At 55.8% G+C, this 22,121-nt stretch carries 21 protein-coding genes; 3 read left to right on the forward strand and 18 right to left on the reverse strand.

What is annotated here, in order from left to right:
• Positions 1 to 153: 153 nt before the first annotated feature.
• Positions 154 to 939, forward strand: coding sequence for a sensor histidine kinase (locus tag ACN0VM_RS02380; protein ID WP_417449226.1), 786 nt, complete (start codon positions 154 to 156; stop codon positions 937 to 939).
• 18 nt (positions 940 to 957) lie between these two features.
• On the opposite strand, the gene ACN0VM_RS02385 is transcribed toward ACN0VM_RS02380, so the two are convergent.
• Both ACN0VM_RS02385 and ACN0VM_RS02390 read right to left on the reverse strand, forming a co-directional pair.
• Positions 958 to 1,365, reverse strand: a complete 408-nt coding sequence (locus tag ACN0VM_RS02385; protein ID WP_417449227.1) for an Hsp20 family protein — start codon at positions 1,363 to 1,365, stop codon at positions 958 to 960.
• A 179-nt stretch (positions 1,366 to 1,544) separates the two neighbouring features.
• Complete coding sequence (locus ACN0VM_RS02390; protein ID WP_417449228.1) at positions 1,545 to 2,954, reverse strand: tetratricopeptide repeat protein; 1,410 nt, start codon at positions 2,952 to 2,954, stop codon at positions 1,545 to 1,547.
• 147 nt (positions 2,955 to 3,101) lie between these two features.
• On the opposite strand from ACN0VM_RS02390, the gene ACN0VM_RS02395 reads away from it, so the two are divergent.
• Positions 3,102 to 4,112 (forward strand): SPOR domain-containing protein, encoded by a 1,011-nt coding sequence (locus tag ACN0VM_RS02395; RefSeq protein WP_417449229.1) that lies wholly within the window; start codon positions 3,102 to 3,104, stop codon positions 4,110 to 4,112.
• A 357-nt stretch (positions 4,113 to 4,469) separates the two neighbouring features.
• Here the strand turns inward: ACN0VM_RS02395 and ACN0VM_RS02400 are convergent, their stop codons facing one another.
• Complete coding sequence (locus tag ACN0VM_RS02400) at positions 4,470 to 5,171, reverse strand: AAA family ATPase (RefSeq protein ID WP_417449230.1); 702 nt, start codon at positions 5,169 to 5,171, stop codon at positions 4,470 to 4,472.
• A gap of 283 nt (positions 5,172 to 5,454) precedes the next feature.
• Here ACN0VM_RS02400 and hemN point away from each other — a divergent pair, with 283 nt between their 5' ends.
• Positions 5,455 to 6,813: an oxygen-independent coproporphyrinogen III oxidase gene (hemN, locus tag ACN0VM_RS02405; RefSeq protein WP_417449231.1), complete on the forward strand. Its 1,359-nt coding sequence runs from the start codon at positions 5,455 to 5,457 to the stop codon at positions 6,811 to 6,813.
• Between the two features lie 149 nt (positions 6,814 to 6,962).
• On the opposite strand, the gene ACN0VM_RS02410 is transcribed toward hemN, so the two are convergent.
• From ACN0VM_RS02410 to ACN0VM_RS02480, 15 genes are all read right to left on the reverse strand, one after another.
• Positions 6,963 to 7,592 carry an OmpW/AlkL family protein gene (locus ACN0VM_RS02410; protein ID WP_417449232.1) on the reverse strand — a complete coding sequence of 210 codons (630 nt, stop codon included), beginning with the start codon at positions 7,590 to 7,592 and terminating at the stop codon, positions 6,963 to 6,965.
• Between the two features lie 108 nt (positions 7,593 to 7,700).
• Positions 7,701 to 7,883 (reverse strand): cbb3-type cytochrome oxidase assembly protein CcoS, encoded by a 183-nt coding sequence (ccoS, locus tag ACN0VM_RS02415; RefSeq protein WP_417449233.1) that lies wholly within the window; start codon positions 7,881 to 7,883, stop codon positions 7,701 to 7,703.
• Positions 7,883 to 10,135, reverse strand: coding sequence for a heavy metal translocating P-type ATPase (locus tag ACN0VM_RS02420; protein WP_417449234.1), 2,253 nt, complete (start codon positions 10,133 to 10,135; stop codon positions 7,883 to 7,885). The genes ccoS and ACN0VM_RS02420 overlap by 1 nt, the downstream gene beginning before the upstream one ends.
• Positions 10,135 to 10,629: a FixH family protein gene (locus ACN0VM_RS02425; protein WP_417449235.1), complete on the reverse strand. Its 495-nt coding sequence runs from the start codon at positions 10,627 to 10,629 to the stop codon at positions 10,135 to 10,137. Before ACN0VM_RS02425 ends, ACN0VM_RS02420 begins: the two co-directional genes overlap by 1 nt.
• An 11-nt stretch (positions 10,630 to 10,640) precedes the next feature.
• A complete protein-coding gene (gene ccoG / locus ACN0VM_RS02430) occupies positions 10,641 to 12,056 on the reverse strand; it encodes a cytochrome c oxidase accessory protein CcoG (protein ID WP_417449236.1) in 1,416 nt (471 codons plus the stop codon).
• A 33-nt stretch (positions 12,057 to 12,089) separates the two neighbouring features.
• Positions 12,090 to 12,959 carry a cytochrome-c oxidase, cbb3-type subunit III gene (gene ccoP / locus ACN0VM_RS02435; RefSeq protein WP_417449237.1) on the reverse strand — a complete coding sequence of 290 codons (870 nt, stop codon included), beginning with the start codon at positions 12,957 to 12,959 and terminating at the stop codon, positions 12,090 to 12,092.
• Positions 12,956 to 13,108 carry a cbb3-type cytochrome c oxidase subunit 3 gene (locus tag ACN0VM_RS02440; protein ID WP_417449238.1) on the reverse strand — a complete coding sequence of 51 codons (153 nt, stop codon included), beginning with the start codon at positions 13,106 to 13,108 and terminating at the stop codon, positions 12,956 to 12,958. Before ACN0VM_RS02440 ends, ccoP begins: the two co-directional genes overlap by 4 nt.
• On the reverse strand, positions 13,105 to 13,857 hold the full coding sequence (gene ccoO / locus ACN0VM_RS02445) for a cytochrome-c oxidase, cbb3-type subunit II (protein WP_417449239.1): 753 nt from the start codon (positions 13,855 to 13,857) through the stop codon (positions 13,105 to 13,107). Before ccoO ends, ACN0VM_RS02440 begins: the two co-directional genes overlap by 4 nt.
• Positions 13,850 to 15,301 (reverse strand): cytochrome-c oxidase, cbb3-type subunit I, encoded by a 1,452-nt coding sequence (ccoN, locus tag ACN0VM_RS02450; protein ID WP_417449240.1) that lies wholly within the window; start codon positions 15,299 to 15,301, stop codon positions 13,850 to 13,852. The genes ccoO and ccoN overlap by 8 nt, the downstream gene beginning before the upstream one ends.
• A 10-nt stretch (positions 15,302 to 15,311) precedes the next feature.
• Positions 15,312 to 16,064, reverse strand: a complete 753-nt coding sequence (locus ACN0VM_RS02455; protein ID WP_417449241.1) for a sulfite exporter TauE/SafE family protein — start codon at positions 16,062 to 16,064, stop codon at positions 15,312 to 15,314.
• 136 nt (positions 16,065 to 16,200) lie between these two features.
• Positions 16,201 to 17,910 (reverse strand): sodium:solute symporter family protein, encoded by a 1,710-nt coding sequence (locus ACN0VM_RS02460; protein WP_417449242.1) that lies wholly within the window; start codon positions 17,908 to 17,910, stop codon positions 16,201 to 16,203.
• Positions 17,911 to 18,018: 108 nt separating this feature from the next.
• Positions 18,019 to 18,816 (reverse strand): gluconate 5-dehydrogenase, encoded by a 798-nt coding sequence (locus ACN0VM_RS02465; RefSeq protein ID WP_417449243.1) that lies wholly within the window; start codon positions 18,814 to 18,816, stop codon positions 18,019 to 18,021.
• A 2-nt stretch (positions 18,817 to 18,818) separates the two neighbouring features.
• Complete coding sequence (gene kduI / locus ACN0VM_RS02470) at positions 18,819 to 19,670, reverse strand: 5-dehydro-4-deoxy-D-glucuronate isomerase (protein ID WP_417449244.1); 852 nt, start codon at positions 19,668 to 19,670, stop codon at positions 18,819 to 18,821.
• A gap of 110 nt (positions 19,671 to 19,780) precedes the next feature.
• The gene (locus tag ACN0VM_RS02475; RefSeq protein WP_417449245.1) at positions 19,781 to 21,088 is read right to left on the reverse strand and encodes a DUF4861 family protein; all 1,308 of its coding nucleotides are present in this window, start codon (positions 21,086 to 21,088) and stop codon (positions 19,781 to 19,783) included.
• An 8-nt stretch (positions 21,089 to 21,096) separates the two neighbouring features.
• A partial coding sequence (locus ACN0VM_RS02480; protein WP_417449246.1) for a TRAP transporter large permease occupies positions 21,097 to 22,121 on the reverse strand: 1,025 nt, incomplete at its 5' end.

Below are 22,121 nucleotides of genomic sequence, written 5' to 3' on the forward strand. Positions count from 1 at the left end.
TGGTGTGATGAAAAACTCCAGAGTTTAATGGGCTTCACAACGCAAGGGGTTCCCTTGCCGGCATCGGCTGCAGGCCCGGTAAAAAGCCCTGACACCGTATGTTTGGAATATACCGACTGTACCGGTGCACAGGTTGTGATGGAATGTAATCTTATGAAATTGCAAAACGGCACTTGGCTCGTTTTGCACAAGAACATGAGCGAGCAGTTCCGCATGGAAGAACGCTTTCTGGCTCTGATGGCTGGAAAATCGGCGCTGGAGGAGGAACTGGAGCAGTTTCTGTATGCAACATCTCATGATCTGCAGGAACCGCTACGCAACATCGCAGAGTTTGCGGCGCTATTGGAGGTCGAGTCGGGTCCGAACCTGAGTGACGACGCGCAGATGTGTCTGGACTACATTGGCAAAAGTACAGTCCGCGCCCGGCAAATGATTGCCGGATTGCTTGAACTATCAAGAACCAGGCGGAAAAAACCTCAGCCGGTCAGCATAAAGGTGAAGGAATTTGTGCAATCGCTGCTGGTTGAACGGGCAGCAGCTTGCAAGACAGTGGCCATGGATGTTGATATTGATGAAAGCTGTGTCATTACGGCGGATTTTGACCTGCTCTCAACAGTCTTATCTAAGTTGCTGGATAATGCTTTAACCTACCGGAGGTCTGATGCTGATCATGAGGTTAGCATAACCGCCGCTCGCAAACGCAACAGGTTAGAGATAAGTGTGGTTGATAACGGCATTGGATTCGACCCTATTTATCAAGGCGAGATTTTCACTATTTTCCGTCGTCTCGTGCCGAGAAGCCGCTATCCTGGGGTCGGGGTTGGCCTTAGTATCGCACAGGCAGCCGCGCGCGCTATGAACGGCACGGTATATTCGGAGGGACGCCCGAACAAAACGGTGTTTGCACTCAGTATACCTTACAGTGCGCGCCACCCTTAACCTTCTGTCAGGTGGCGGTTACCGTATGGGTACGGTACGGACCAACTCTTCGGCGTGGGGCCGCTCCAGGTCAATGTGCAGAAGACCGTTTTCCATGAAGGCGTCTGATACTTCCATACCGTCGGCCAAAACAAATTTACGAATGAACTGGCGGGCGGCGATTCCGCGGTGCAGGTATGCTTTTTCTCCGGCGTCATCTTTTTGCCTGCCACGGATGATGAGTTGGCTGCCTTCAAGCGAGATGTCCAGATCTTCGCGGGCAAAACCTGCGACGGCCAATGTGATGCGGATTGTCTGATCTGCAATATGCTCGATGTTATAGGGGGGGTAGCCCTCACCTGCGTTCTTCGACACCTTGTCCAAGACATCTTCAAGCTGATCGAAGCCCAGCAGAAAAGGGCTGTTGAAGATGGACATACGCGACATGGACGTCTCCTTTAAAAAGCGAAACTACGCCGCAGGTTCCCAAATTGGGCAACCTGGACGGCAGCGCTGGTCCCTCGTCGTGAGGGGCCTGTACACATAGAGTTTGGGGATGCCGGCCGTATTCTTCAAGCATAAAACACTGATGAAGAGAAAAGCGTGCCACGTCAGGGCGCAGAAGCTTATTGTAGCACTTTTGAGGTGCGCTTCTTATCCGACGCCGAAGGGCTGTTCATCGCCTGTTCGCTGTGTTCGGGCGGGCGTACCCAGCACGCGGTCCCTCGTGCGATAAGTTTAGCACATAGCGCACGCGCGCCTGCAAGGCTCTTGAGCGGCCCGGCATTCAGGCGGTGATAAAAGCCGGTCGGTTTGCCGTCCGTGTCGCCAAAATTTACTTCTGATCGACGCGGCGGGATATTGTCTAACAAATCTGCATTAGCCCGGTAGAGGATGGTCCAGCCCCGCATCAATGCCCGGGTTGTCCTGTAGGCGCCAATTTGTAAAGCCCAGCCTCCCGGCTCCACAAGGGGCGGAACCTCGGTCAACTCATAGTTGGCGATACCAGCGCTATCTATGGTAGCGGCGTGGCGTGTTTCCTCAGCCGCTTCTTTGCTGGTGCCAGCCTGCGCTTGCTGTATTGCCGGAGCTTTGGCAGATTTTGATACCGTGACGGTAGTCTCCGTTATCCGGATGGCGGCGGCGGCCGCTGAGGGTTGGTCACCCAAAACAAGGTTACCGGCTTCTGCAGTTGTCCATTCTGGCTCAATCGTTCCGGTTATGAGCGCCTGCATGCGGTGTTTGACGGGCATGCTGGCGAGAGAGCGATAGAAAGTGAATGTTTCATCTATGGTAGTCGGATCGAGATCCAGCCGCGCCATCTGCCAGGCATCCGCTTTACGACCCGCCAGCAGATAGGCCATGGCAAGGTTCTGTCTGTCATGGGCGGATGCTCGACCACTCCGAATGATTGGCGCCAAGATGTTTACGGCGGCTTCCGGTTTACCGGTGACTGCAAAGATCAGCGCGAGGTTGGAAAGTGCCATGGGGTCCGTGGTGGTCTGGTAAGATGCTATCGCGTCTCCGGTACGGCCAAGCGCGGCCAGGGTGATTCCCCGTGCTGATAGTGACCCCTGGTCACCCGGCGAGATGAGTAGCGCGGCATCAAACGCAATAAGGGCTTGTTCAAATTTACCCAGTGCCAACCTGCATTTGCCTAAAATATACCAGCCGTCGCCCGACAACTGAGAGCGTGCCGCAAGGTCCTCAAGCAGGGATACTGCGGTGTCGTGCTTGCCAAGGGCGGCCAAGCTTTTCGCAAGCCCTGTAATAGCCGCCGGTGATCCGGTTGCTGTTGCGCTGTGACGATAAAGGGGGATGGCGGCGCCGTGATTGCCCTCGGCGGCCAGGCCTTGTGCAATGGTTAGGATACCTCCGCTTTTTGTCGCAGCACTCTGTGTTGTGACTGTCTCATCCTTTAGCGCATGCTTGGACGCTGCAGTGCCAGCGGTCGGAGGGGTATGCTGACTACAGCCCGCAAGGCCTATCATTGCAAAGCCGACGAGAAGCAGCGTTGCGGTTCCTGTTGTATTCATAACTGTCTCGCTTTTCAGCGTGGGTTGCCTGATGTTCTCAAAAACAGCATAGCGCGCACCCATGAAAGAAGCTTTAATTGACGCCGGGGCTTTTAACTGTAATTTCAGTAAAATTGATTAAAAATAGAGATTTATCCTGTGAGGTATATGTTCCACACTCAACTTGTCTGCTTAACGCTTGGGGTTGCGATATTCGCCGCTTCTGTGGATGCGCAGGATGACGAGGGTGATCGGCTGGACCGGGTGCCCACGGATCTGACTGGGCCTGATTTTGCAGAATCAGAAATTGATGACGCGTTGACGCTGATCCGCGAAGGTAACCCGGAAGCGGGTATCGACCTGCTGCGGCGTATGGGGGAAAACGGGAACGCTGACGCCTTTTTCCACCTGGCGGAGATCAACCGACTGGGCGCCGGTAAGGAAGCCTCTGAGTCTGTCGCGATGATGTACTACCGTTTCGCAGCCCGTCTGGGGCATAGGCGTGCTTCGCTTAGTCTGGCTAACATCCTGTTTTTCGAGGGTCGCGAGACGGAAGCCGAATATAAAGAGGCAATTGGAATATGGCAGGAGCTGGCTCTCAAGGGAGAACCGGAGGCCATGTATCTTCTGGGCATGGTCTACTGGAACGGTGACGGGGGCGTGCTACCTGACCCGGTTCGTGCGTTCGGCCTGCTGACGCGTGCCGCGCGCCTGCAATACGGCCCCGCTATCGAGGCAGAACCAGCCATGCGGGAGCAGTTAAGCCTTGAGGCTCGCGCCACGGCGCTTGATTTTGCCGATAATATGATCGTGGAAGGATTTGATGAACGGCCTTTGGCGCTTGAACTCGTCACCGACGACGCCGACACTATCATCAAAAATTATGAGGAAACCCGGGGCAAAACGGAGAAACCTGAGGACTGGGACGATGTATGGCACCTTGAAGTCGGTTTCGCGATGAGTGAGGAAGAGATAAAGAAATTGCAGGCAAGTATTATTGCCAACCCAAAAACCGATGTCGCAGACATGTTTACCGAAGTAGTCGAGAATACAAATCGCCCCGGGCTTTATCGTCTATTGTTTGGACCCGTTGACAATATACAGGATGCGGTACGCCACTGTGTGGCCCTCAAGCGTGCCGGACACGACTGTTTTGCCAAGCCGCCGAAAGAAGAATAAGCACAACTAGGCCTTATTGGTGTTGGTGTGCAACGCGTTCTCGTTTTTTAACATCCGCGAGACGGCCCGCTCCATCAGGGATTGCTGGGAGACGCCTTTTTGTTTCGCTAGTCGTTTGAGGGCCCGGTGAGTTTCCCTGTCCAATCGAAGCGTTTTCCGCTGCCGGTCTGGTTTTGGGGCGGGGCGTTGCAGTTGAGGCGTCGGCAAGGTGACGGGTCGGGTGACAGTGGCGACCACCGGTATTGCCGGAGACGAGGTAAGGGTGCGGCCGTGTCGGCGAACCTCTCGCTGCGCCTGCCGCGTAAGAAGGTCCGCGCTCAGGGATGCCATGCTCATTGGACGTTCCTTTCCTCGATACTATGGGTGGTTCGCAAACGCAGTGCGCGTACCAAAGGCGTTGCGATGAAGTGCGCTGGCCTTGAAATTTCCCCTTACGGGTAAGCGTTTTATCCTGCTGTCAACATAGCGCCATAGCGTGCAGATCTCTTGAGCCGACCGACCGCCAGCAGCAGCCTCCATAACAGTGCGACCGTCAATCATGCTTGCGGCAAAGTCTTGCCGGTTGTGGATGATGGTTGGCGCAACTGTGCCGTGTTGAGAAAGGGCGATCGCTGCTTCGCCGGTCAAGCGGGCCCGTGCGGTTGCGGCATTGACAACGAATACCAGCGGTTTTCCTGCGCGCTCAGCAAGGTCCACGGTGGCGCCTGCAGCGCGAAGGTCATGTGGGCTTGGGCGGGTCGGAATAATCACAAGGTCTGCGCGCTGGATCACGGCCTGAATTGAACGGGTGATCGCAGGCGGCGTGTCAACGAAAACGAGCTTGATGCCAAGCTCCTTCATGTTCTGCAGCATTTCCGCCAAATGGCCGACTGTGCCCTGTGCGAACGCGGGGCTGTCGGCTTGCCGCGCGGCCCACCAGTCCGATAAGCTGCTTTGCGGGTCGGTATCAATGAGCGCAACGGGCCCCGCACCCGCCTGTTCTGCGGCCACACCAAGGTGGCCTGTAAGGGTGGTTTTGCCTGACCCCCCTTTTTGTGACGTGACAGCGACAATGCGCATTTTCAGTCTCCAAATTGCCTGATTGGGAGTTGTCTATCGCTTGAGCATGGCATTTGGTGTGTAAAAGGGAGCTTAAGAACTGTTGCGAATTTTTGTCTAATCAATTGATAATATTGGATTAATTTTATCAATTTTACCAAGGTCACGGCGTGCGGTGCATACGAGGGCTCGTGTTCCTGCCAACGGTAGTACCGAATTTAAGCCGCCCTTGATCTATATCAAGCCTCCGGACACGGCCGTCTGGTAGAAAGCGACATTGCGGGGTGAAAAGTAAGGAAGAGAAGTGACATCAAAGATGCGTGAGGCGTTGCTCAATTTTAACCGGCAGGTGCCAAGATACACCAGTTACCCGACCGCGCCGCACTTCTCGGCCTCGGTCACGCCCGACACCTACACAAGCTGGTTGATGGACCTGAAAGACGGTGCCTCGCTCTCGCTTTATGTTCACATTCCCTATTGCCGGCAGATCTGCTGGTATTGTGGCTGTTTCACCAAGGCGACACGCCAATATGCACCGGTGACAAGCTATGTGGACACTCTTATTGAGGAAATGCAGCTGGTGCGCGAGCGGCTGTCCGGCGGGCAGTCCGTGGGCCACATACATTTTGGCGGCGGGTCGCCCAGCATGCTGTCGCCGGAGGATTTCACCCGCATCATGACAACGGTACGCCAGCTTTATGTGCCAGAGCAAGATGCTGAAATTGCCGTCGAACTTGACCCGCGCGAAGTCACCGAGGCCAAAGTCGCCGCTTACGCCAAAGCCGGTGTGACCCGCGTCAGCCTTGGCGTGCAGGACTTCCATGACCATGTGCAGAAGGCGATTGGGCGCCGCCAACCTTTCCATGTGATTTATGACACAGTTCAGCTCCTCAAGGCATATGGCATTGAGGACATCAATATGGACCTGCTTTATGGCCTGCCCCACCAGACGACCGCCGATGTTCAGGAGAACGTGGATTTTGCCGCCGCTCTTGGTCCTAGCCGGATCGCGCTTTTTGGCTATGCCCATGTGCCGTGGATGAAGAAACATATGCGGCTGATTGACGAAGATGCGTTGCCGAACGGTGACGTGCGTTTGACCCAGTTCGAGGTGGCAGCAAAGCGGCTTAAAGCCCGCGGCTATCAGGCCATCGGCCTTGATCATTTTGTCCGCCCCACCGACACCATGGCCGTCGCGCTGGCAGACGGTACCCTGAAGCGTAATTTTCAGGGCTATACCACCGATAAAGCGGATGCGCTCATTGGTTTTGGTGTGTCGGCTATCAGTGCTCTGCCGCAGGGCTATGTCCAGAATACGCTGGTCGCCGCCGATTATGAAGCCGCTGTGGCGGGCAATATTGCACCGGTGATCAAGGGTAGGGAGCTGACGAATGAGGACAGAATACGCCGCGCTGCCATCGAGGAGCTGATGTGTTACTTCGAGCTGGACCTTGAGCTCTTTACCGCCTCGCATGGCAAACCACGGGACTATCTGGATGATGTGCTGCCAGCCCTGTATGAACTGGCCGCAGACGGCCTTATTACCCTAAAAGGCCGCCACATCACAGTGCCGGAACAAGCCCGGCAGGCGGTGCGGCTGGCCTGCGCGGCTTTTGACGCCTATCTGCAGCCCGATACCGCGCGCCACGCACAGGTGGCTTAGCCACTAACGGCTTGAAAGCTGACAGGGCCGTTAATGACCGCTTGACGGATAGCTGATTCTGTCAATCCCCGCACAACAAAAGCCCGCGACACATTGTGCTGCGGGCTTCTTTTCGGGGTATCGCCCCATGAAAACAGTATCTGGGAAAATTAGAAGCGGTAGCCAAAACCAACGCCTAAAATCCATGGGTCAAGGTCTACATCCGCTGTGACCGCACCACCATTGATGGACACATCAGTGTTGAGCCACAGTTTCTTGGCGTCGACGTTAAAATACCAGTTGTCCTTGATATGAAAATCAACACCAGCCTGCAGGGCAAGGCCAAAGCCGTTATCATAGTCGATATCCGTCACATCACCGGGGTTATCGTTGTAGAAAAAGGTGTAGTTCACACCGGCCCCAAGATAAGGCTTCACGCCGCCATCTGCATTGAAATGGTATTGCATCAATAGTGTTGGTGGCAGCAACCAGGAGTGCCCGAGGTCAACATCGCCAATCGCGGTGCCGATAGCCTGAACATTGTGTTTTGTCGTCGCCAGAATAAGCTCGGTCGCAACATTCTTGGTCCAGAAGTAACTGATATCCAGCTCAGGCACGATGGTGCTGTCAACCTTGGCTTCACCGCCAATGGACAGTGTAGAGCTTTCATCCGGCACCACATCAATGGCGCGCAGGCGTACAAGCCATGGGCTGTTGCCACCTTCTGCCATTACGGGGACGGCCACTGCCTGAACGGCAAGAGCACAAACGGAGGCTTTCAGAAGAGTTGAGATACGCATGGGATTTTCCTCATAATTTGTTCTGAAGCAGTGATACAGAACGCAGTGGAAAAATGGCTTGACGATCGTCAATTCTATAGTATTTTCAAGGCTCTATGCGGCGGAATGTCACACCTTGTCGGTATTGTTCACCGGGGTGGGCGGCGCGTCATCATCCTCATCGAAAAGAATGCGGTGGGCTGCACCTTCAAGGTCGTCATACTGGTTGTTTTTCATCGCCCACAGAAAGCCCGCGAGGCCAATTAAACCAAGCGTAAGCGCGATGGGAATCAGATAAAGCAGAATATCCATCAGTGGTCTCGCCCAAGGTTGAGCCTAAAGGCATTGAGAATGACGATAAGTGACGAGCCTGACATGGCTGCGGCTGCCACAAGCGGGGTGACAAAGCCAAGCACCGCCACCGGAATGGCGACAAGGTTATAGAGGATTGCCAGACCAAAATTCTGCCGCACCAGCCGCATGGAATGGTCGGCCACTTCAAAGGCCTCCAGAACCGGTGCAAGTTTTCCACCCTGAAAAACAATGTCGGCAGTATTTTGCGTAATATCCATCGCCGTCGATGGTGACATGGAAACATGGGCGGCGGCAAGTGCGGGCGCATCGTTGAGCCCATCGCCAACCATTAGCACTTTCGCTCCGCTACGCTCCAGCGCGCGAAGATAGTCACTTTTCTCAACCGGGCTGACTTCGGCACGGTAGGCGGTGATGCCGGCCTCATCTGCGATTGCCGCCGCCACCGCAAGGCGGTCGCCGCTGAGAAGGCGTACATCAAGACCCCGCGCCTTGAGCGCTGCCACCACCTCTGCCGCGTCCGGGCGCAGGTGGTCGGAAAAGGCAAAACGCGTGCGTACCTCCCCATCAATCGCCAGCCACAGTTCAAGCGCATTATCGGCCACTGCCGCCGCATCACCGCACCACGACCGGCTGCCAAGGCGAATGGTCCACCCTTCAAACCCAGCCTCAAGGCCGCAGCCGGGCACTTCGGTAACCTCCATGTCAATCAACTCGCCCTCATATGCTGCGCTTAACGCTTTCGATAGCGGGTGACGGCTATGTGCAGCCATTGATGCCGCGAGGCGGAAATCCGGTTTGTTGAAATCATGGTGTGCAAGTTCAGGGTGACCGATGGTCATAGTACCTGTTTTATCGAACACCACCGTGTTCACATCCGCGAGCTTCTCAAGTGCATCGCCGGATTTAAGCAATATGCCTGTCTTCATCAGCCTGCTGCTGGCCAATACTTGCACTACCGGCACGGCGAGGCCAAGCGCACAGGGGCAGGTAATGATCAACACAGTGACGGCGTGCAGAAGAGAGACCTGCCAGGGTGCCTGCATCAAAAGCCACCAACCAAAAAAGGTCAGCGCACCCATGGCATGAACCACCGGCGTGTAAAGGCTGGCAGCCTTATCAGCGAGGCGCACATAACGCGCGCCGCCCTGCTCATTCACTTCCATCAGGCGTACAATCTCGCTCAGCAAACTGTCTTTCGTGGCCTTCGAGACCCGCACCTGAAGGGGGGCGGAAAGGTTCAGGGTACCCGCAAACACGGTCTGACCAGCAGCGATTGCCTCTGGCATCGTTTCGCCGGTGATCAGCGACACATCGACCTCTGACCTGCCTTTTTCCACAATACCGTCGGCCGCGATACTCTCGCCCGCCGCCACCATGACAAGCATGCCTTCCCGGAGCTCTTTGATCGGTACCTGCACGGCCTTGCCGTCCTCGAACACCGTGGCCATGCCTGAGAGTTTGGACAGCAGGTCAGACGCCGTCTGCCGGGCCTTGCCCTTGGCGCGGGCATCAAGGTAGCGGCCGATCAGCAGGAAAAAAAGCAGCATTACCGCGCTATCGAAATAAACATGTTGGCCGTGGCGGAAGGCTTCAAAAACACTCATGCCGCAGGCCAGTGTGACTGCGATCGAGATAGGCACATCCATATTGGTGTGCCCCTGCCGGAGCACGGCAACGGCCGAGCGGAAAAACGTTTGCCCGGCATAGAGCACTGTCGGCAGGGCAATCAGCGCCGAGAGCCAGTGAAACAGATCCCGTGTCGCCATACCCATGGTGGTGGCGTCGGTGGACCACAGCCCCACCGATATCAGCATCATATTGCCAGCGGCAAAACCGGCGACAGCGATCGCCCGCAACAGCGAACGGGTTTCCTTGTCCACAGCATCAGCAGCCTTATCCAGCGGATGAAGGCGGTAGCCCAGTTTGGTGACGGTATTCGCCAGATGGTCGCCATAGTCCCGCGCGCTGCGCCATGCCATGTTCACGCGGCTTGTGCTCATGTTCACCCGCGCATGGGTGACATGCTCCTCGGCCATCAGGGCATTTTCGATCAGGCGAATACAGGCCGCGCAGTGAATACCCTCAACCCCCAAGGTCAAGGTATAACCACCGTTGTCATCTTCGCTGGCAAGCAGGGAAAGGCCTGTTCCTGCCTCTGCGACAGCGGCGGCGGCGTGAGCGGCTTCGCATCCGGGGCAGCAAAATTCCTGATCTGTTTCGGTTGTTTCACCGCAGTGCAGGCAGCGCACTATGGCCTCACCACCAAGCGCCTGTGCACCTGGAAGTCATGCTCTCCTTCAAGCGCGAACACACGCACATCCCAAAGGCCAAGCGCAGGCAGGTTAATCGCGGCGGTATATACGCCGTCAGCACCTGCCACCATATCCACATTGAAATCCATACCGTCCTGGGTCGGGCGGGTAAAGACAGCTTTCACCGTTGCGCCGTTCAGCGTGCTGCCTTCAGCGTCACGCAGGACAAAGGACAGTTCGGCTTTGTCATGGAGGGTGATTTCGCCCTGCCAGCCCAAGGCGTTTTGCGCCTCGGCCGCTGCCACGGTTTCATTATAGGCAAGGCCTTTGTCGTAGGCTTGGTCCGTCACCACGCCGGTGTGGGTTGATGTGGCAATATAAACGAAGATACCGTCAAGGATGGCAACCACGACAAAAAAAGCGACGATATACCAAGGGATCAAGCGGTCGCTTTTCCGCATGCCTGTTTCTTCAACTTTTATGTTGCTCACCGTCATCGCTCCTAGGGCTTGCCACTCATGAACACAGCGTCATAACGGTCTGTGTTTGCGCCGCCGATTTCTTCCAGACGGAAGTCGACTTCTGAACGGATATCTTTTGGCTTGTCCGCTGTCACAAACACACGGAAGTGGGCCACACTGTCAGCAAAGACCGGCAGTGCAGTGGCGTCAAGCTTGCCTGCTCCCTGAACGCGCACTTCGGCACCCTCAAGACCTTCCACCACAAGCTGATAGGTTTTGTCTTCATGGGTCTTGTTGAGAATTTTCACATCATAGCCGTTGCGGACCCGCCCGTCCGACAGCTTGACAAACAGCGGATTGCGGTCATGCAGTACATGCAGTTCCACCGGCGCGCGGTGCATCAGGCCGTAAAGCATGACACCGCCAACAATGGCGAGAATGGCGGAATAATACACAGTGCGGGGCCGCAGCAGGTGCGAACGTTCCTTGGTTTTGGTCTCGCGGGCTTCCTGGTTATGTGTGGTATCATAGCGTATCAGGCCGCGCGGCAGTTCAAGTTTGTCCATGATGTTGTCGCAGGCGTCGATACACAGGCCGCAGGCGATGCACTCCATCTGCAGGCCGTCACGAATGTCGATCCCCATGGGGCAAACCTGCACACAGGCGGTGCAGTCGACACAGTGGCCGCGGTCGTCCCAGCTATCGCCTTTTTTATATTTGCCGCGTGGTTCCCCGCGTTTTTCATCATAGCCGATAATCAGGGTGTCACGGTCGAACATGGCGCTCTGAAATCGTGAATAAGGGCACATATACATGCACACCTGCTCACGCGCGAACCCGGCCATCAGGTAGGTCGAGAAAGTCAGTGCCAGTATCCAGCCCAACACCCCCATGGGCACATCAAGGTGGATTATATTCTCCAGAAGCGTAGGGGCATCGTTGAAATAGAAAACCCATGCACCGCCCGTCAGCAGGCCAATCACCAGCCACAGGCTGTGGGTCAGCGCCATTTTCCAGATTTTCTCAAAGCCCCACGAGGCTTTGGCAAGCCGCATGCGTTTGGCCCTGTCGCCCTGCACGATACGTTCAACCCAGACAAACAGGTCGGTCCAGACAGTTTGCGGGCAGGCGTAACCACACCAGACACGGCCAAACAGGCTCGTGGCGAAAAAGAGCGCAACCGCCGCGAGGATCAAAACCCCGGTGAGATAATAAACTTCCTGTGGCCATATCTCTATAAAGAAGAAATAAGCCCGGCGTGCCGGCATATCGATCAGGATTGCCTGATCAGGCGCGTGCGGCCCCCTGTCCCACCTCAGGAACGGGGCCAGATAGTAAATGCCCAAGAGGGCGACCATGGCCAACCACTTGAGTTTACGAAACGTCCCCCAGACGCGCTTCGGGAAGATGCGCTCTTTTTTCTCAAAAAGCTTCACTGGGGCCGCACTATCACTCATGTTTCATACTCCGGGCTGTACAGGGAGGGGTGATCAGTCACCACCACCCAGTGAGTGCACATAAATAGCAAGCTGGCGAATGGTGGTCGCATCAAGCCGCGCTTCCCACGACGGCATTACACCATGTTTGGGTTTACGAACCTGCGACATGATGTCGGCCTTCGTGTCGCCATAAAACCAGATGGCGTCTGCAAGGTTGGGCGAACCAAGACCATGGTCCCCTGTACCGTCATCCGCATGACAGGCGGCGCAGTTGTCGGCGAAGACCTGCGCACCGTCCGCGCTGCCAGGCACATCCTGTGTGAGGCTCATGACATGCTGGGCGACGTCGGCGATTTCCGTGTCGGATAACATGTCGCCAAAAGCGGGCATTTCAGAGAAACGGGTCTCTTCATGGCCTGCGCGAACCCCGGCGCGGATGGTTTCGTGAATGGCGTCAATGTCGCCGCCCCAAAGCCAGTCATCGTCATTGAGGTTGGGGTAGCCCGCAGAACCCGCGCCGCCGGTGCCATGACAGGTTGCGCAGTTATCCTTGAACGCCGCCGCGCCGCCCGCGACAGCAAAGGCATAAAGTGCTTCGTCGGCCTGCACTTCCTCAAAGGAAGCGGCTTCAAAGCTTGCCAGATAGGCAGATTTGCGCGCGCGAATTTCAGCCTGCTGTTCCTTGAGCTGGTCATATTGTGTCCAGCCCATGGAGCCTGCTGTGCCGCCCCGTTCGCCATCGCCCGAGAAGGTCGGCCACGCAGGATATACCACCCAGTAGCCCACAGACCACACGCAGCACAGGAAGAAAACGATCAGCCACCACCGCGGGGACGGGTTGTTCAGTTCCTTGATGCCGTCCCATTCATGGCCGGTTGTTTCAATGCCGGTAAAGCTATCGATATCTTTTTTCTTGCTCATGCTTCATCCCCTCTGAGAGGAATATTTTTGTGTGATTCCAGTTTGTCCTTCATGCCGGGGCGGTAGGCCCAGATGGCAATGCCGCAAAAGACAGCGAAGAAGAACAAGAGGCCGGTCATGCCGGCATTTTCAGAAAGCCAGCTGATCATTTGCCGCCCTCCTCTTGGCGGGAACGGGCCGCGCCGTCATGCACATAGTCCTTGAGTTCGGCCATGGTGCCCAGCACCTGCAGATAGGCGATCAACGCATCAAGCTCCGTCGTGACAGCGTGGTTGTCAAAGTTGCGGTAGTTGACCTTCTCGCCGTAGCGCTCAAGCAGACCATCATGATGGTCGCTCTCATCCTGCGCTTGTGCCATCGCGTCATTATAGGCGTTGGCCACCATTTCGTCGGTGTAGGGTACACCTGCCGCCCTGAGCGCCCTGATGTCGGCCTCGATATTATCAAGCTTGGCACCCTTGTGCGCCAGATGGGCATAGGGCGGCATAATGCTTTCCGGGACCACATCCTTGGGATTGCGCATATGCTGTACGTGCCACTCGTCGGAATATTTGCCGCCGACCCGCGCGAGGTCAGGCCCCGTGCGCTTGGAGCCCCACTGGAACGGATGGTCATACATGCTTTCCGCCGCCAGCGAATAGTGGCCGTAACGCTCAACTTCGTCCCTAAGCGCGCGGATCTGCTGGCTGTGGCAGTTATAACAACCTTCGCGGATGTAGACATTCTGTCCGGCGACCTCAAGCGGGGTATAAGGGCGCACGCCCTTAACCGGCTCGATCGTCGTTTCCATACGGAACAAGGGCAGGATTTCAATGATGCCACCGATTGAGACCACGATCACCACCAGGATCAGCATCAGCATGGAGTTTTTCTCCACTCTTTCATGTTTTTTAAGCATGGGCCGTCTCCACAGCTTGCACGTCTTCACCCTCGACCCTGTCGGGCACATTGTTGCCCCGGACCGTTTTGACCAGATTGTAGACCATGATCAGGCTGCCGCTGAGGAACAGGAGACCACCCAGCGCCCGGATCAGATAGAAAGGATGCATGGCCATCACGGTTTCCACGAAGCTGTATTCAAGGAAGCCCATGCTGTCATACGACCGCCACATCAGGCCCTGCATGATGCCAGATACCCACATGGCCGTGATATAAAGCACGATGCCGATGGTCGCGATCCAGAGGTGCAGGCTCACGAGCTTGAGCGAATAAAGCGACTGCTTCTTCCACAAAACCGGCACGAGGTAATAAAGCGCCCCGAAGGAAATGAAGGCCACCCAGCCAAGCGCACCAGAGTGGACGTGACCAATGGTCCAGTCGGTATAGTGGCTAAGCGCGTTTACGGTCTTGATTGACATCAGCGGGCCTTCAAACGTGCTCATGCCGTAAAACGCCAGCGATACAATCATGAACTGCAGCACAGGGTCCTGCCTGAGTTTGTGCCATGCGCCCGACAGCGTCATCATCCCGTTGATCATGCCACCCCAGGACGGCATCCACAGCATGATAGAGAAGGTCATGCCCAAGGTCTGCGCCCAGTCAGGCAGCGCGGTATAATGCAGGTGGTGCGGCCCGGCCCAGATGTATATGAAGATCAGCGACCAGAAGTGCAGGATCGACAGCCGGTAGCTATAGACCGGGCGACCGGCGCGCTTGGGCACAAAATAATACATGATGCCAAGGAAACCGGCAGTCAGGAAGAAACCCACAGCATTGTGGCCATACCACCACTGAATGAGTGCGGATTGCACACCGCCCCACAGCGAATAGCTTTTGGCTTCCGTCAGCGACACGGGGATCGAGATATTATTGCCAAGGTGCAGCACAGCGACTGTCACGATAAACGCGAGATAGAACCAGTTGGCCACATAGATGTGCGGTTCGCGCCGGTTCTTCAGCGTCATCATAAAGACGACAAGATAAGACACCCACACAAAGGTCAGCCACAGGTCGGCGTACCATTCAGGTTCGGCGTATTCCTTGGCCTGGGTAACACCCAGCACATAGCCAAGCGCCGCCATCACGATAAAGGCCTGATAGCCCCAGAAGGTGAATTTTGCCAGGCCGTCCCCCCACAGTCTTGTCCGGCAGGTGCGCTGCACGACAAAATAGCTGGTGGCAAACAGTGCGTTGCCGCCAAAGGCGAAGATCACCGCCGACGTGTGTACAGGCCGCAAGCGACCAAAGGTGAGATATTCACCAAAATTGAGCTGCGGGAAAGCCATCTGCAGAGCGATAAACACGCCCACAGTAAAGCCGACCACACCCCAGAAAATGGTGGCGATCGTGAATAGCTTCACGATGTCGTCGTTATAGTTCATTTTTTCAGCAAGATTAGTCATAGACCTGCCCTTAGTGATGTGCTGGTAACAGCATGCCCCCGGCGATGATAAAAAGACTGAGACTGTTGAAGACCATCACGCCGCGCGCAAGGGTCGAGAAACGAATGGGCAAGCGGTCGAGTGCATATCGCCCGCCTGCCCCGGTGAGGAAAAGCGCAGGCATGGTGCCCACGCAAAAAGCCGCCATACCGAAGGCGGCGGAGATAGGCTCTGCAGTTGCCGCAACCGCCATCAGGGCGGCGGCCAACAAACCACAGGGTAGAAATCCGAGTGTTACCCCAAGCGCATAGCGGTGCCACGGCGTGGGGTGAGTAAAAAAAGGTTTGGCCACATGACCGAGTGCGGCTCCAAACCGAGCGACAGACCCCTGAAACATTCTTGGGCCGACCAAACGCTTGAGGCCTGGAACTGCGCTCGCAAGGAACAGAAATCCGGCTACGGTGAGCAGCACGATGGCGATACCGCGCTGAAGTGGCACATTGAATATCATGCCAGAGAGGCTTGCAGCTAGCACCCCCAGCATCACATAGGTTGTCATCCGGCCCAAATGATATGGCATCAGCGCCAGCCCCCGCACCCGCCTGAGAAGCGATGGTGTTTGCTGAAGGCTGGTTGTCTGCGCCACTACAAAAGGGCCGCACATGCCTACGCAGTGCGTTGCGCTGCCCATAAGGCCGCCTAGAAAAAGCGTAAAAAGCAGACCGCCATGGTCTGCCATCACCGCCTGACAATGGGAAAGCAGGTATTCCACAAGATGCCTCATTCATTCAACTTGGTATCAACCTAGCGAAGCATGGTTGTGAAATGATTGACATTGGTCAAGTGCCATGGCGCCGCAGGCGGCTGAGCCGCGCGGAGGTACCTTTTGCCATGCGGGCATCCTACCCGAACACGATCTTTCAGGTTGGAATCTGCTTGACGTTACGTGTCGTTTTCCACGTCCCAAGCGCGGCGAATACCAGAAGAGGCACGGCATAATGATACTGACCGTAGAGCAGGTGGCCCGTCCCGAAAAGCAGGGCATAGACACCGGAAACAGCCCAGAACATGGCGAACAGACCAGCGATAACGGATTGTTTTTGCAAAAATGAGCCGCCCATGTTGCGGAAGCGTCGCAGGGTGGCTTCGTCCGTTCGAGGCGTGAGGAGCGTGACAAGGACCCAGATCGCGGTGGTGATAGCGACAGTAAGCAGGAAAACTTGCCACTGTGCGAAACCGTGCTCGGCGAAGCTGAAAGCCATGCTGACGACGAACGATGCGGTCATCGCTGCGATCTCTGACCAGGCATTGATGCGGTGCCAAAACCAGCGCAACAGGAACAACAGGCCGGTGCCGGCACCGACGGACAGCAAGAGGTTGAAGCCCTGGGTAGCGCTTTCGAGCTGGAGCGCGAGCAACATGGCCAGGCCCATCAGCATAAATGTGACAATGCGCCCCATCATAACCTGGGCTTGGGGTGAAGCGGAGGGTGACACGAACCTGATATAGACATCGTTGACGATATAGGACGCCCCCCAATTCAGGCTGGTGGAGATGGTAGATACATAAGCAGCAACAATGGATGCGAGAACCAGACCCAACAAACCAGCAGGCAGGAAGGTCAACATCGCCGCATAGGCCAGATCGTCTTTTACAATGCCGGGTGCGACATGGGGCAAAGCGGTGCGAAGGCTCGCGAGGTCAGGGAATACAATAAGTGATGCCAGGGCCACCAAAATCCAGGGCCAGGGTCTAAGTGCATAATGCGCATAATTGAAAAACACGGTCGCAGCCACAGCATGTTTTTCATTCTTTGCGGCCAGCATGCGCTGTGCAACGAACCCTCCGCCGCCGGGCTCGGCCCCTGGGTACCAGCTTGCCCACCACTGCACGGCAAGCGGCACGATCAGGAGCGGCACCAAGGTTTCCATTGAGCTGAAATCAGGCAGCATCGCCAATTTGGGGGCGACTGCGGCGTGCGCTACCAAGGCGTCCAACCCGCCAACATCGGGGTGCGACAAGGCATAAAAGGCTGCGAGAAAAGCGCCGACCATAGCAATGACGAAAAGAATAAGGTCGGTTATCAGGACGCCCAGAAAACCACCTGCCGCAGAAAAGATAACCGTAATGCCACCAGCGATAAGAACCACCATTTCGGGCGACATGTTGAATAATACCGCCCCAAACTTGATCGCAGCCAGCGTGACATTGCCCATTACCAGAACATTGAAAAACACCCCGAGATAGATGGCGCGAAACCCCCGAAGGAAGGCTGCAGGTTTGCCGCTATAGCGGTGCTCGTAAAACTCGTTATCAGTCGTGACCCCAAGACGCCGCCAAAGTTTTGCATAGACAAAAGCGGTGGTCATGCCGGTAAGCAGGAAACACCACCATGTCCAGTTGGCCGACACCCCCCCGGTTCGCACAAGGTCCGTGACCAGATTGGGAGTATCTGCGGCAAAGGTCGTGGCCACCATGGAGGTGCCCAGAAGCCACCAGGGCATCTGCCGGTTTCCCAGAAAAAAGGAAGCGCTGTTTTTTGATGCCCGCCGCGCGACAAGGCTGCCGATAACGACAATAGTGCCAAGCACCAGGGTGATGATCACCCAGTCGATTGTTGTTAACTGCACTTTCGGCTCCCCCGGTTTTCAACTCTCGCCCTCAGGCGGTTCTGGGCTGCTGGGTCTGTAGTATTCACGAGAGTGCGACAGCTAAACGAACTGCTCGTGCCGCAGGGTTTAAGCCTCGCCGTGGGGTTTGCCGATGGTGGCAAGAATACCGCCATCCACGTAAACCACTTGCCCGGTTACAAAGTCGCTGGCTTGCGAGGCAAGAAACACGGCGGTGCCCTGAAGATCGTCAGGGTCGCCCCATTTGCCGGCGGGGGTGCGGTTCAGGATGAAGTCGTTGAAGGGGTGTCCATCGACCCGGATGGGTTCGGTTTGGCTGGTCGCAAAATAACCCGGGCCAATGCCGTTTACCTGCACATTATGTTTGGCCCACTCTGTCGCCATATTTCGCGTGAGCATTTTGAGGCCACCTTTGGCAGCGGCGTAAGCCCCAACACTGTTGCGGCCCAGTTCGGACATCATTGAGCAAATGTTGATCACTTTGCCTCCGCCCCGTTCTATCATGCCGGGAACCACGGATTTGCTCATGACAAAAACCCCGGTGAGGTCTGTCTTGATGACCTCTTCCCATTCGGCCACGGCCATCTCAAGGAGAGGAACGCGTTTGATGATGGCAGCGTTGTTTACAAGGATATCAATGGGGCCAACCTCTTTTTCGATGCGGGCCGTGGCTTCCTGTATTTCGTCTTCGCTGGTGACGTCGAAGCGATATCCGCAGGCGGTGACGCCCTCCTTTGCATAGGCCTCGATGGCGCGGGCTATTTTTTCGTCGCTGGAATGACCATTAATGACCAGTGTGGCCCCGGCTTTCGCCAGGCCACTGGCCATCGCCATGCCAAGACCGTGGGTCGCACCGGTTACGAGCGCAACCTTGCCGGTGAGGTCGAACATGCCAAGGTTCGCCATGGCTATTCCCCTTTCGCGAATTCAGCAGGCGTAATCTTGTCCATATCGTCATAGTCCATGTTTTCACCTGCCATGCCCCATATGAAGGTATAATTGGACGTGCCGGCACCAGAGTGGATGGACCATGTAGGCGAGATGACCGCTTGTTCATTGGCCATCCAGATGTGCCGGGTTTCTTCGCGCGGGCCCATATAGTGGCAAACTGCCTGCTCTTCAGGCACTTCAAAATAGAAGTATGTTTCCATACGGCGGCTGTGGGTGTGTGCAGGCATTGTGTTCCAGACACTGCCGGGTTTGAGCTCTGTCATGCCCATCTGTAGCTGGCACGTTTCCACCACCTCATTGACCATAAGCTTGTTGATCACCCGGTGATTGGACGTCTCGAGAGCGCCAAGCTCGACTTTAACCGCATCTTCAAGTGACAGCTTTTTGGTCGGGCACGGTTTGTGCGCGCAAGTTGAGTTCAGATAAAATTTGGCGGGCCTTGCCGGATCCACACTTTCAAAGCTGACGTTCTTGGTGCCAGCGCCGACATAAAGCGCATCTTTATAGTTGAGGTCGTATGTTTCACCATCAACCTTGATGCGGCCTGCGCCGCCAACATTAATGGCGCCCAGCTCGCGGCGATCCAGAAAATGTACCGCTTTGAGGGGGTCTATGCTTTCCAGACCCAGAGGACCGTCTACGGGCATTGCGCCGCCGACAATGAAACGGTCTATCTGTGTGTAGGTAAGCTTGATTTTGTTGGGGACAAAAATTTCCGGCACATGGAAATTTTCCCGTAGCCGTTTGTTCGAGTAACCGACGTAGTCCTGAGGGTGGACTGCGTACCGTGATTCATATTCTACTGACATGCTCTTTTCCTGTATTTCTGGATGCTCAAACGCGCAGCGCGGGCGCGGGATTAAAGCTTGGTCTATTCGTGGTTCATGACCGATGGGTTTGAGGCCTATGGGTTCATCGCCTATGGGGTCATTGTCGGTACAATCGGGCTGGAGAGTCGTTCCAGTTCCTGTTGGAGATAGGCTTCGAATGCGGTCTGGTCTTGAATGCCATTTGCTTCGCCCGCCCATACAGCACCAAAATAATAGTCTGCCCCGTCTTCGGTAGAACCAAAGACAACGGCGTGGTTATGCTCATCTTCTACAACTGCGGTTTCGTTCGTCTGCCGATACAGGATGAACTTGCCGAGATTGTCATCAAACAGGGTTTGTGGGCCAAAGGTGGCGATGTAGCTCCAGCCGTCCTTTTCGCCTGTCAGCAGGTTTGCTGCTTCATGCTTGCCAAGGCCAGCGACCATGTTGGGCAGACTGGTCGTTGTTGCAAGTGACACATGCACGAGCGGGCTGCTTGCCGTCATGGTGAATGTGGCTTTCAGGTTTGTTGTATGGCCCGGCACCTGCCAGTTTTCATAGTCGATTTCCATCTCAGACAACAGGGGGCCATTTGCGATAATGGAAGCGCGCCGCCCGGTTGTTTGCTCCACACGGATGGCTTTATGCCCGTCCCAGAAGCCGAAGCCACCCATGCCGAGGCTGTCGCCGACTTTCAGGATATCCGCGCCCCAGTCAGCCATTTCGTGATAGCTGTCATAACCGTCCAGGCCGATATCCTGCAAATAAAGGCCGGGCTTCTTTTTGCCGAAGATATCGAAGCCGTTACGCCAGTCCAGATAGATGCGGTAGGCGACCTTGTCGGATTCGATGCCGGGTCCCTCATAACGAATCCATTCGCTATGGTCGGTGTATTGCTCTGGCAAGGTGACGGATTGCACGTTGACAAAATTACCACCGTCATAGTGCCGCTCGTTCCATGTCCCACCTTCCTTGATGGACACCTCAGCCTGTGCGCCAGCGGGTAAAGCGGCTGCTGCTGCCGCTTTTTTGGGATCAACCGACAAAGTCAGGCTGTCATGTTGGTTGGCGCCAAGCGGAGGCTGTGTGATCAGGCGGTCTGGAGTGCCGTCGCGGTCTGTGTCCAGCAACTGAACCAGAAGGGGCTGTCCGCCCTGTTCCGCTGCCAGGTTTTCTGGCTCATTTGCCGTCACACCCAGGTCAGTTAGCTGCCAGCCAAGCACCGGGGACCGCTGGAACGATGACGGGTTTTCAACGCCGTAGGTTTGGGTCTGGGCCTGTGCGGTTATGGTTTCCAATACCTGCTGTTCTTCAGCCTCGCCGGTCGTGTTCTGGTCACAGGCGGCAAGTAACAAGGCGCTTGCTAACAACGGCAGAGTGCGAAGATTTAGGCCGGGGTGTGTGTTTCTGAAAATCATGGCAGTCCTCATTCTATCAGGCCAAACAGGCGTGGCAGGAATTCGCTGACACCGGCGACATATGTCACGAGCAGCAGGGCGGCGATCATGGCGCCGTACATTGGCAGAAGGGGTTTGATCAGATCCGTAATTTTTGTGCGGGCAACGGCACAGGCCACAAACAGCACACTGCCCACCGGTGGTGTGCACAGCCCAATGGAAAGGTTGAGCACCAGCATGATGCCAAACTGCAGTGGTGACATGCCGAGGCTGACAGCGACGGGTAAGAAAATAGGTGTGAAAATCAACACCGCTGGTGTGATGTCAAGAAATGCACCGACAATAAGCAGGGTGATATTGATGATAAGCAACAATAGTATCGGGTTGTCTGTAATGCTGAGCAGTGTCTCTGCAACGCTTGTCGGCACATTTTCATAGGCCAGAACCCAGGACATGGCCATGCTGGTTCCGATCAGGAACATAACCATGGCGGTGGTTTTCACACCCTTGACCAACACGCTGGGTAGGTCTTCCAAGCTTAGTTCTTTGTAGACGAATGTTGACAACACAAAGGCATAGGCAACGGCAATGGCGCCAGCTTCTGTTGCTGTATAGATACCAGCGAGGATGCCGCCGATAATCAGGAATATCAGGAAGAGAGAGGGAAATGCGTCCCATGTCTTTTGCAATAGTGTGCCTTTTTCCATGGCGGGGTTGAGGAGGATGTCCTTCGATTTCCGCGCGTAGAAAAAGCTGACGATCATCAGGCCGATCATAACAGCGATGCCGGGGATGTAGCCTGCCACAAACAGTGCGGAAATGGAGACGCCTCCGCTGGCAACGGCATAAATGATGAGTATATTGCTTGGCGGAATCAAAAGACCGGTAATGGAAGCCGACGCTGTGAGCGCCGCGCTGAAACTGCGCGGGTAACCCTGTTTTTCCATTTCGGGAACCATGAAACTGCCGATGGCGGATGTTGCCGCCACGCTTGAGCCGGATATTGAGCCAAACAGGCTGTTTGAAATCACATTCACGAGCGCGAGGCCGCCGG

The organism is Kordiimonas sp., assembly GCF_048260245.1.
In the GTDB taxonomy this organism is placed as follows: Bacteria; Pseudomonadota; Alphaproteobacteria; order Sphingomonadales; family Kordiimonadaceae; genus Kordiimonas.

Bases quoted from the DNA above. Each gene is read 5' to 3' on its own strand.
- ACN0VM_RS02380 (WP_417449226.1), top strand. From the start codon at position 154: ATGAAATTGCAAAACGGCACTTGGCTCGTTTTGCACAAGAACATGAGC.
- ACN0VM_RS02385 (WP_417449227.1), bottom strand. From the start codon at position 1,365: ATGTCGCGTATGTCCATCTTCAACAGCCCTTTTCTGCTGGGCTTCGAT.
- ACN0VM_RS02390 (WP_417449228.1), bottom strand. From the start codon at position 2,954: ATGAATACAACAGGAACCGCAACGCTGCTTCTCGTCGGCTTTGCAATG.
- ACN0VM_RS02395 (WP_417449229.1), top strand. From the start codon at position 3,102: ATGTTCCACACTCAACTTGTCTGCTTAACGCTTGGGGTTGCGATATTC.
- ACN0VM_RS02400 (WP_417449230.1), bottom strand. From the start codon at position 5,171: ATGCGCATTGTCGCTGTCACGTCACAAAAAGGGGGGTCAGGCAAAACC.
- ACN0VM_RS02410 (WP_417449232.1), bottom strand. From the start codon at position 7,592: ATGCGTATCTCAACTCTTCTGAAAGCCTCCGTTTGTGCTCTTGCCGTT.
- ccoS (WP_417449233.1), bottom strand. From the start codon at position 7,883: ATGGATATTCTGCTTTATCTGATTCCCATCGCGCTTACGCTTGGTTTA.
- ccoG (WP_417449236.1), bottom strand. From the start codon at position 12,056: ATGAGTGATAGTGCGGCCCCAGTGAAGCTTTTTGAGAAAAAAGAGCGC.
- ccoP (WP_417449237.1), bottom strand. From the start codon at position 12,959: ATGAGCAAGAAAAAAGATATCGATAGCTTTACCGGCATTGAAACAACC.
- ACN0VM_RS02440 (WP_417449238.1), bottom strand. From the start codon at position 13,108: ATGATCAGCTGGCTTTCTGAAAATGCCGGCATGACCGGCCTCTTGTTC.
- ccoO (WP_417449239.1), bottom strand. From the start codon at position 13,857: ATGCTTAAAAAACATGAAAGAGTGGAGAAAAACTCCATGCTGATGCTG.
- ccoN (WP_417449240.1), bottom strand. From the start codon at position 15,301: ATGACTAATCTTGCTGAAAAAATGAACTATAACGACGACATCGTGAAG.
- ACN0VM_RS02455 (WP_417449241.1), bottom strand. From the start codon at position 16,064: ATGAGGCATCTTGTGGAATACCTGCTTTCCCATTGTCAGGCGGTGATG.
- ACN0VM_RS02465 (WP_417449243.1), bottom strand. From the start codon at position 18,816: ATGGCGAACCTTGGCATGTTCGACCTCACCGGCAAGGTTGCGCTCGTA.
- kduI (WP_417449244.1), bottom strand. From the start codon at position 19,670: ATGTCAGTAGAATATGAATCACGGTACGCAGTCCACCCTCAGGACTAC.
- ACN0VM_RS02475 (WP_417449245.1), bottom strand. From the start codon at position 21,088: ATGATTTTCAGAAACACACACCCCGGCCTAAATCTTCGCACTCTGCCG.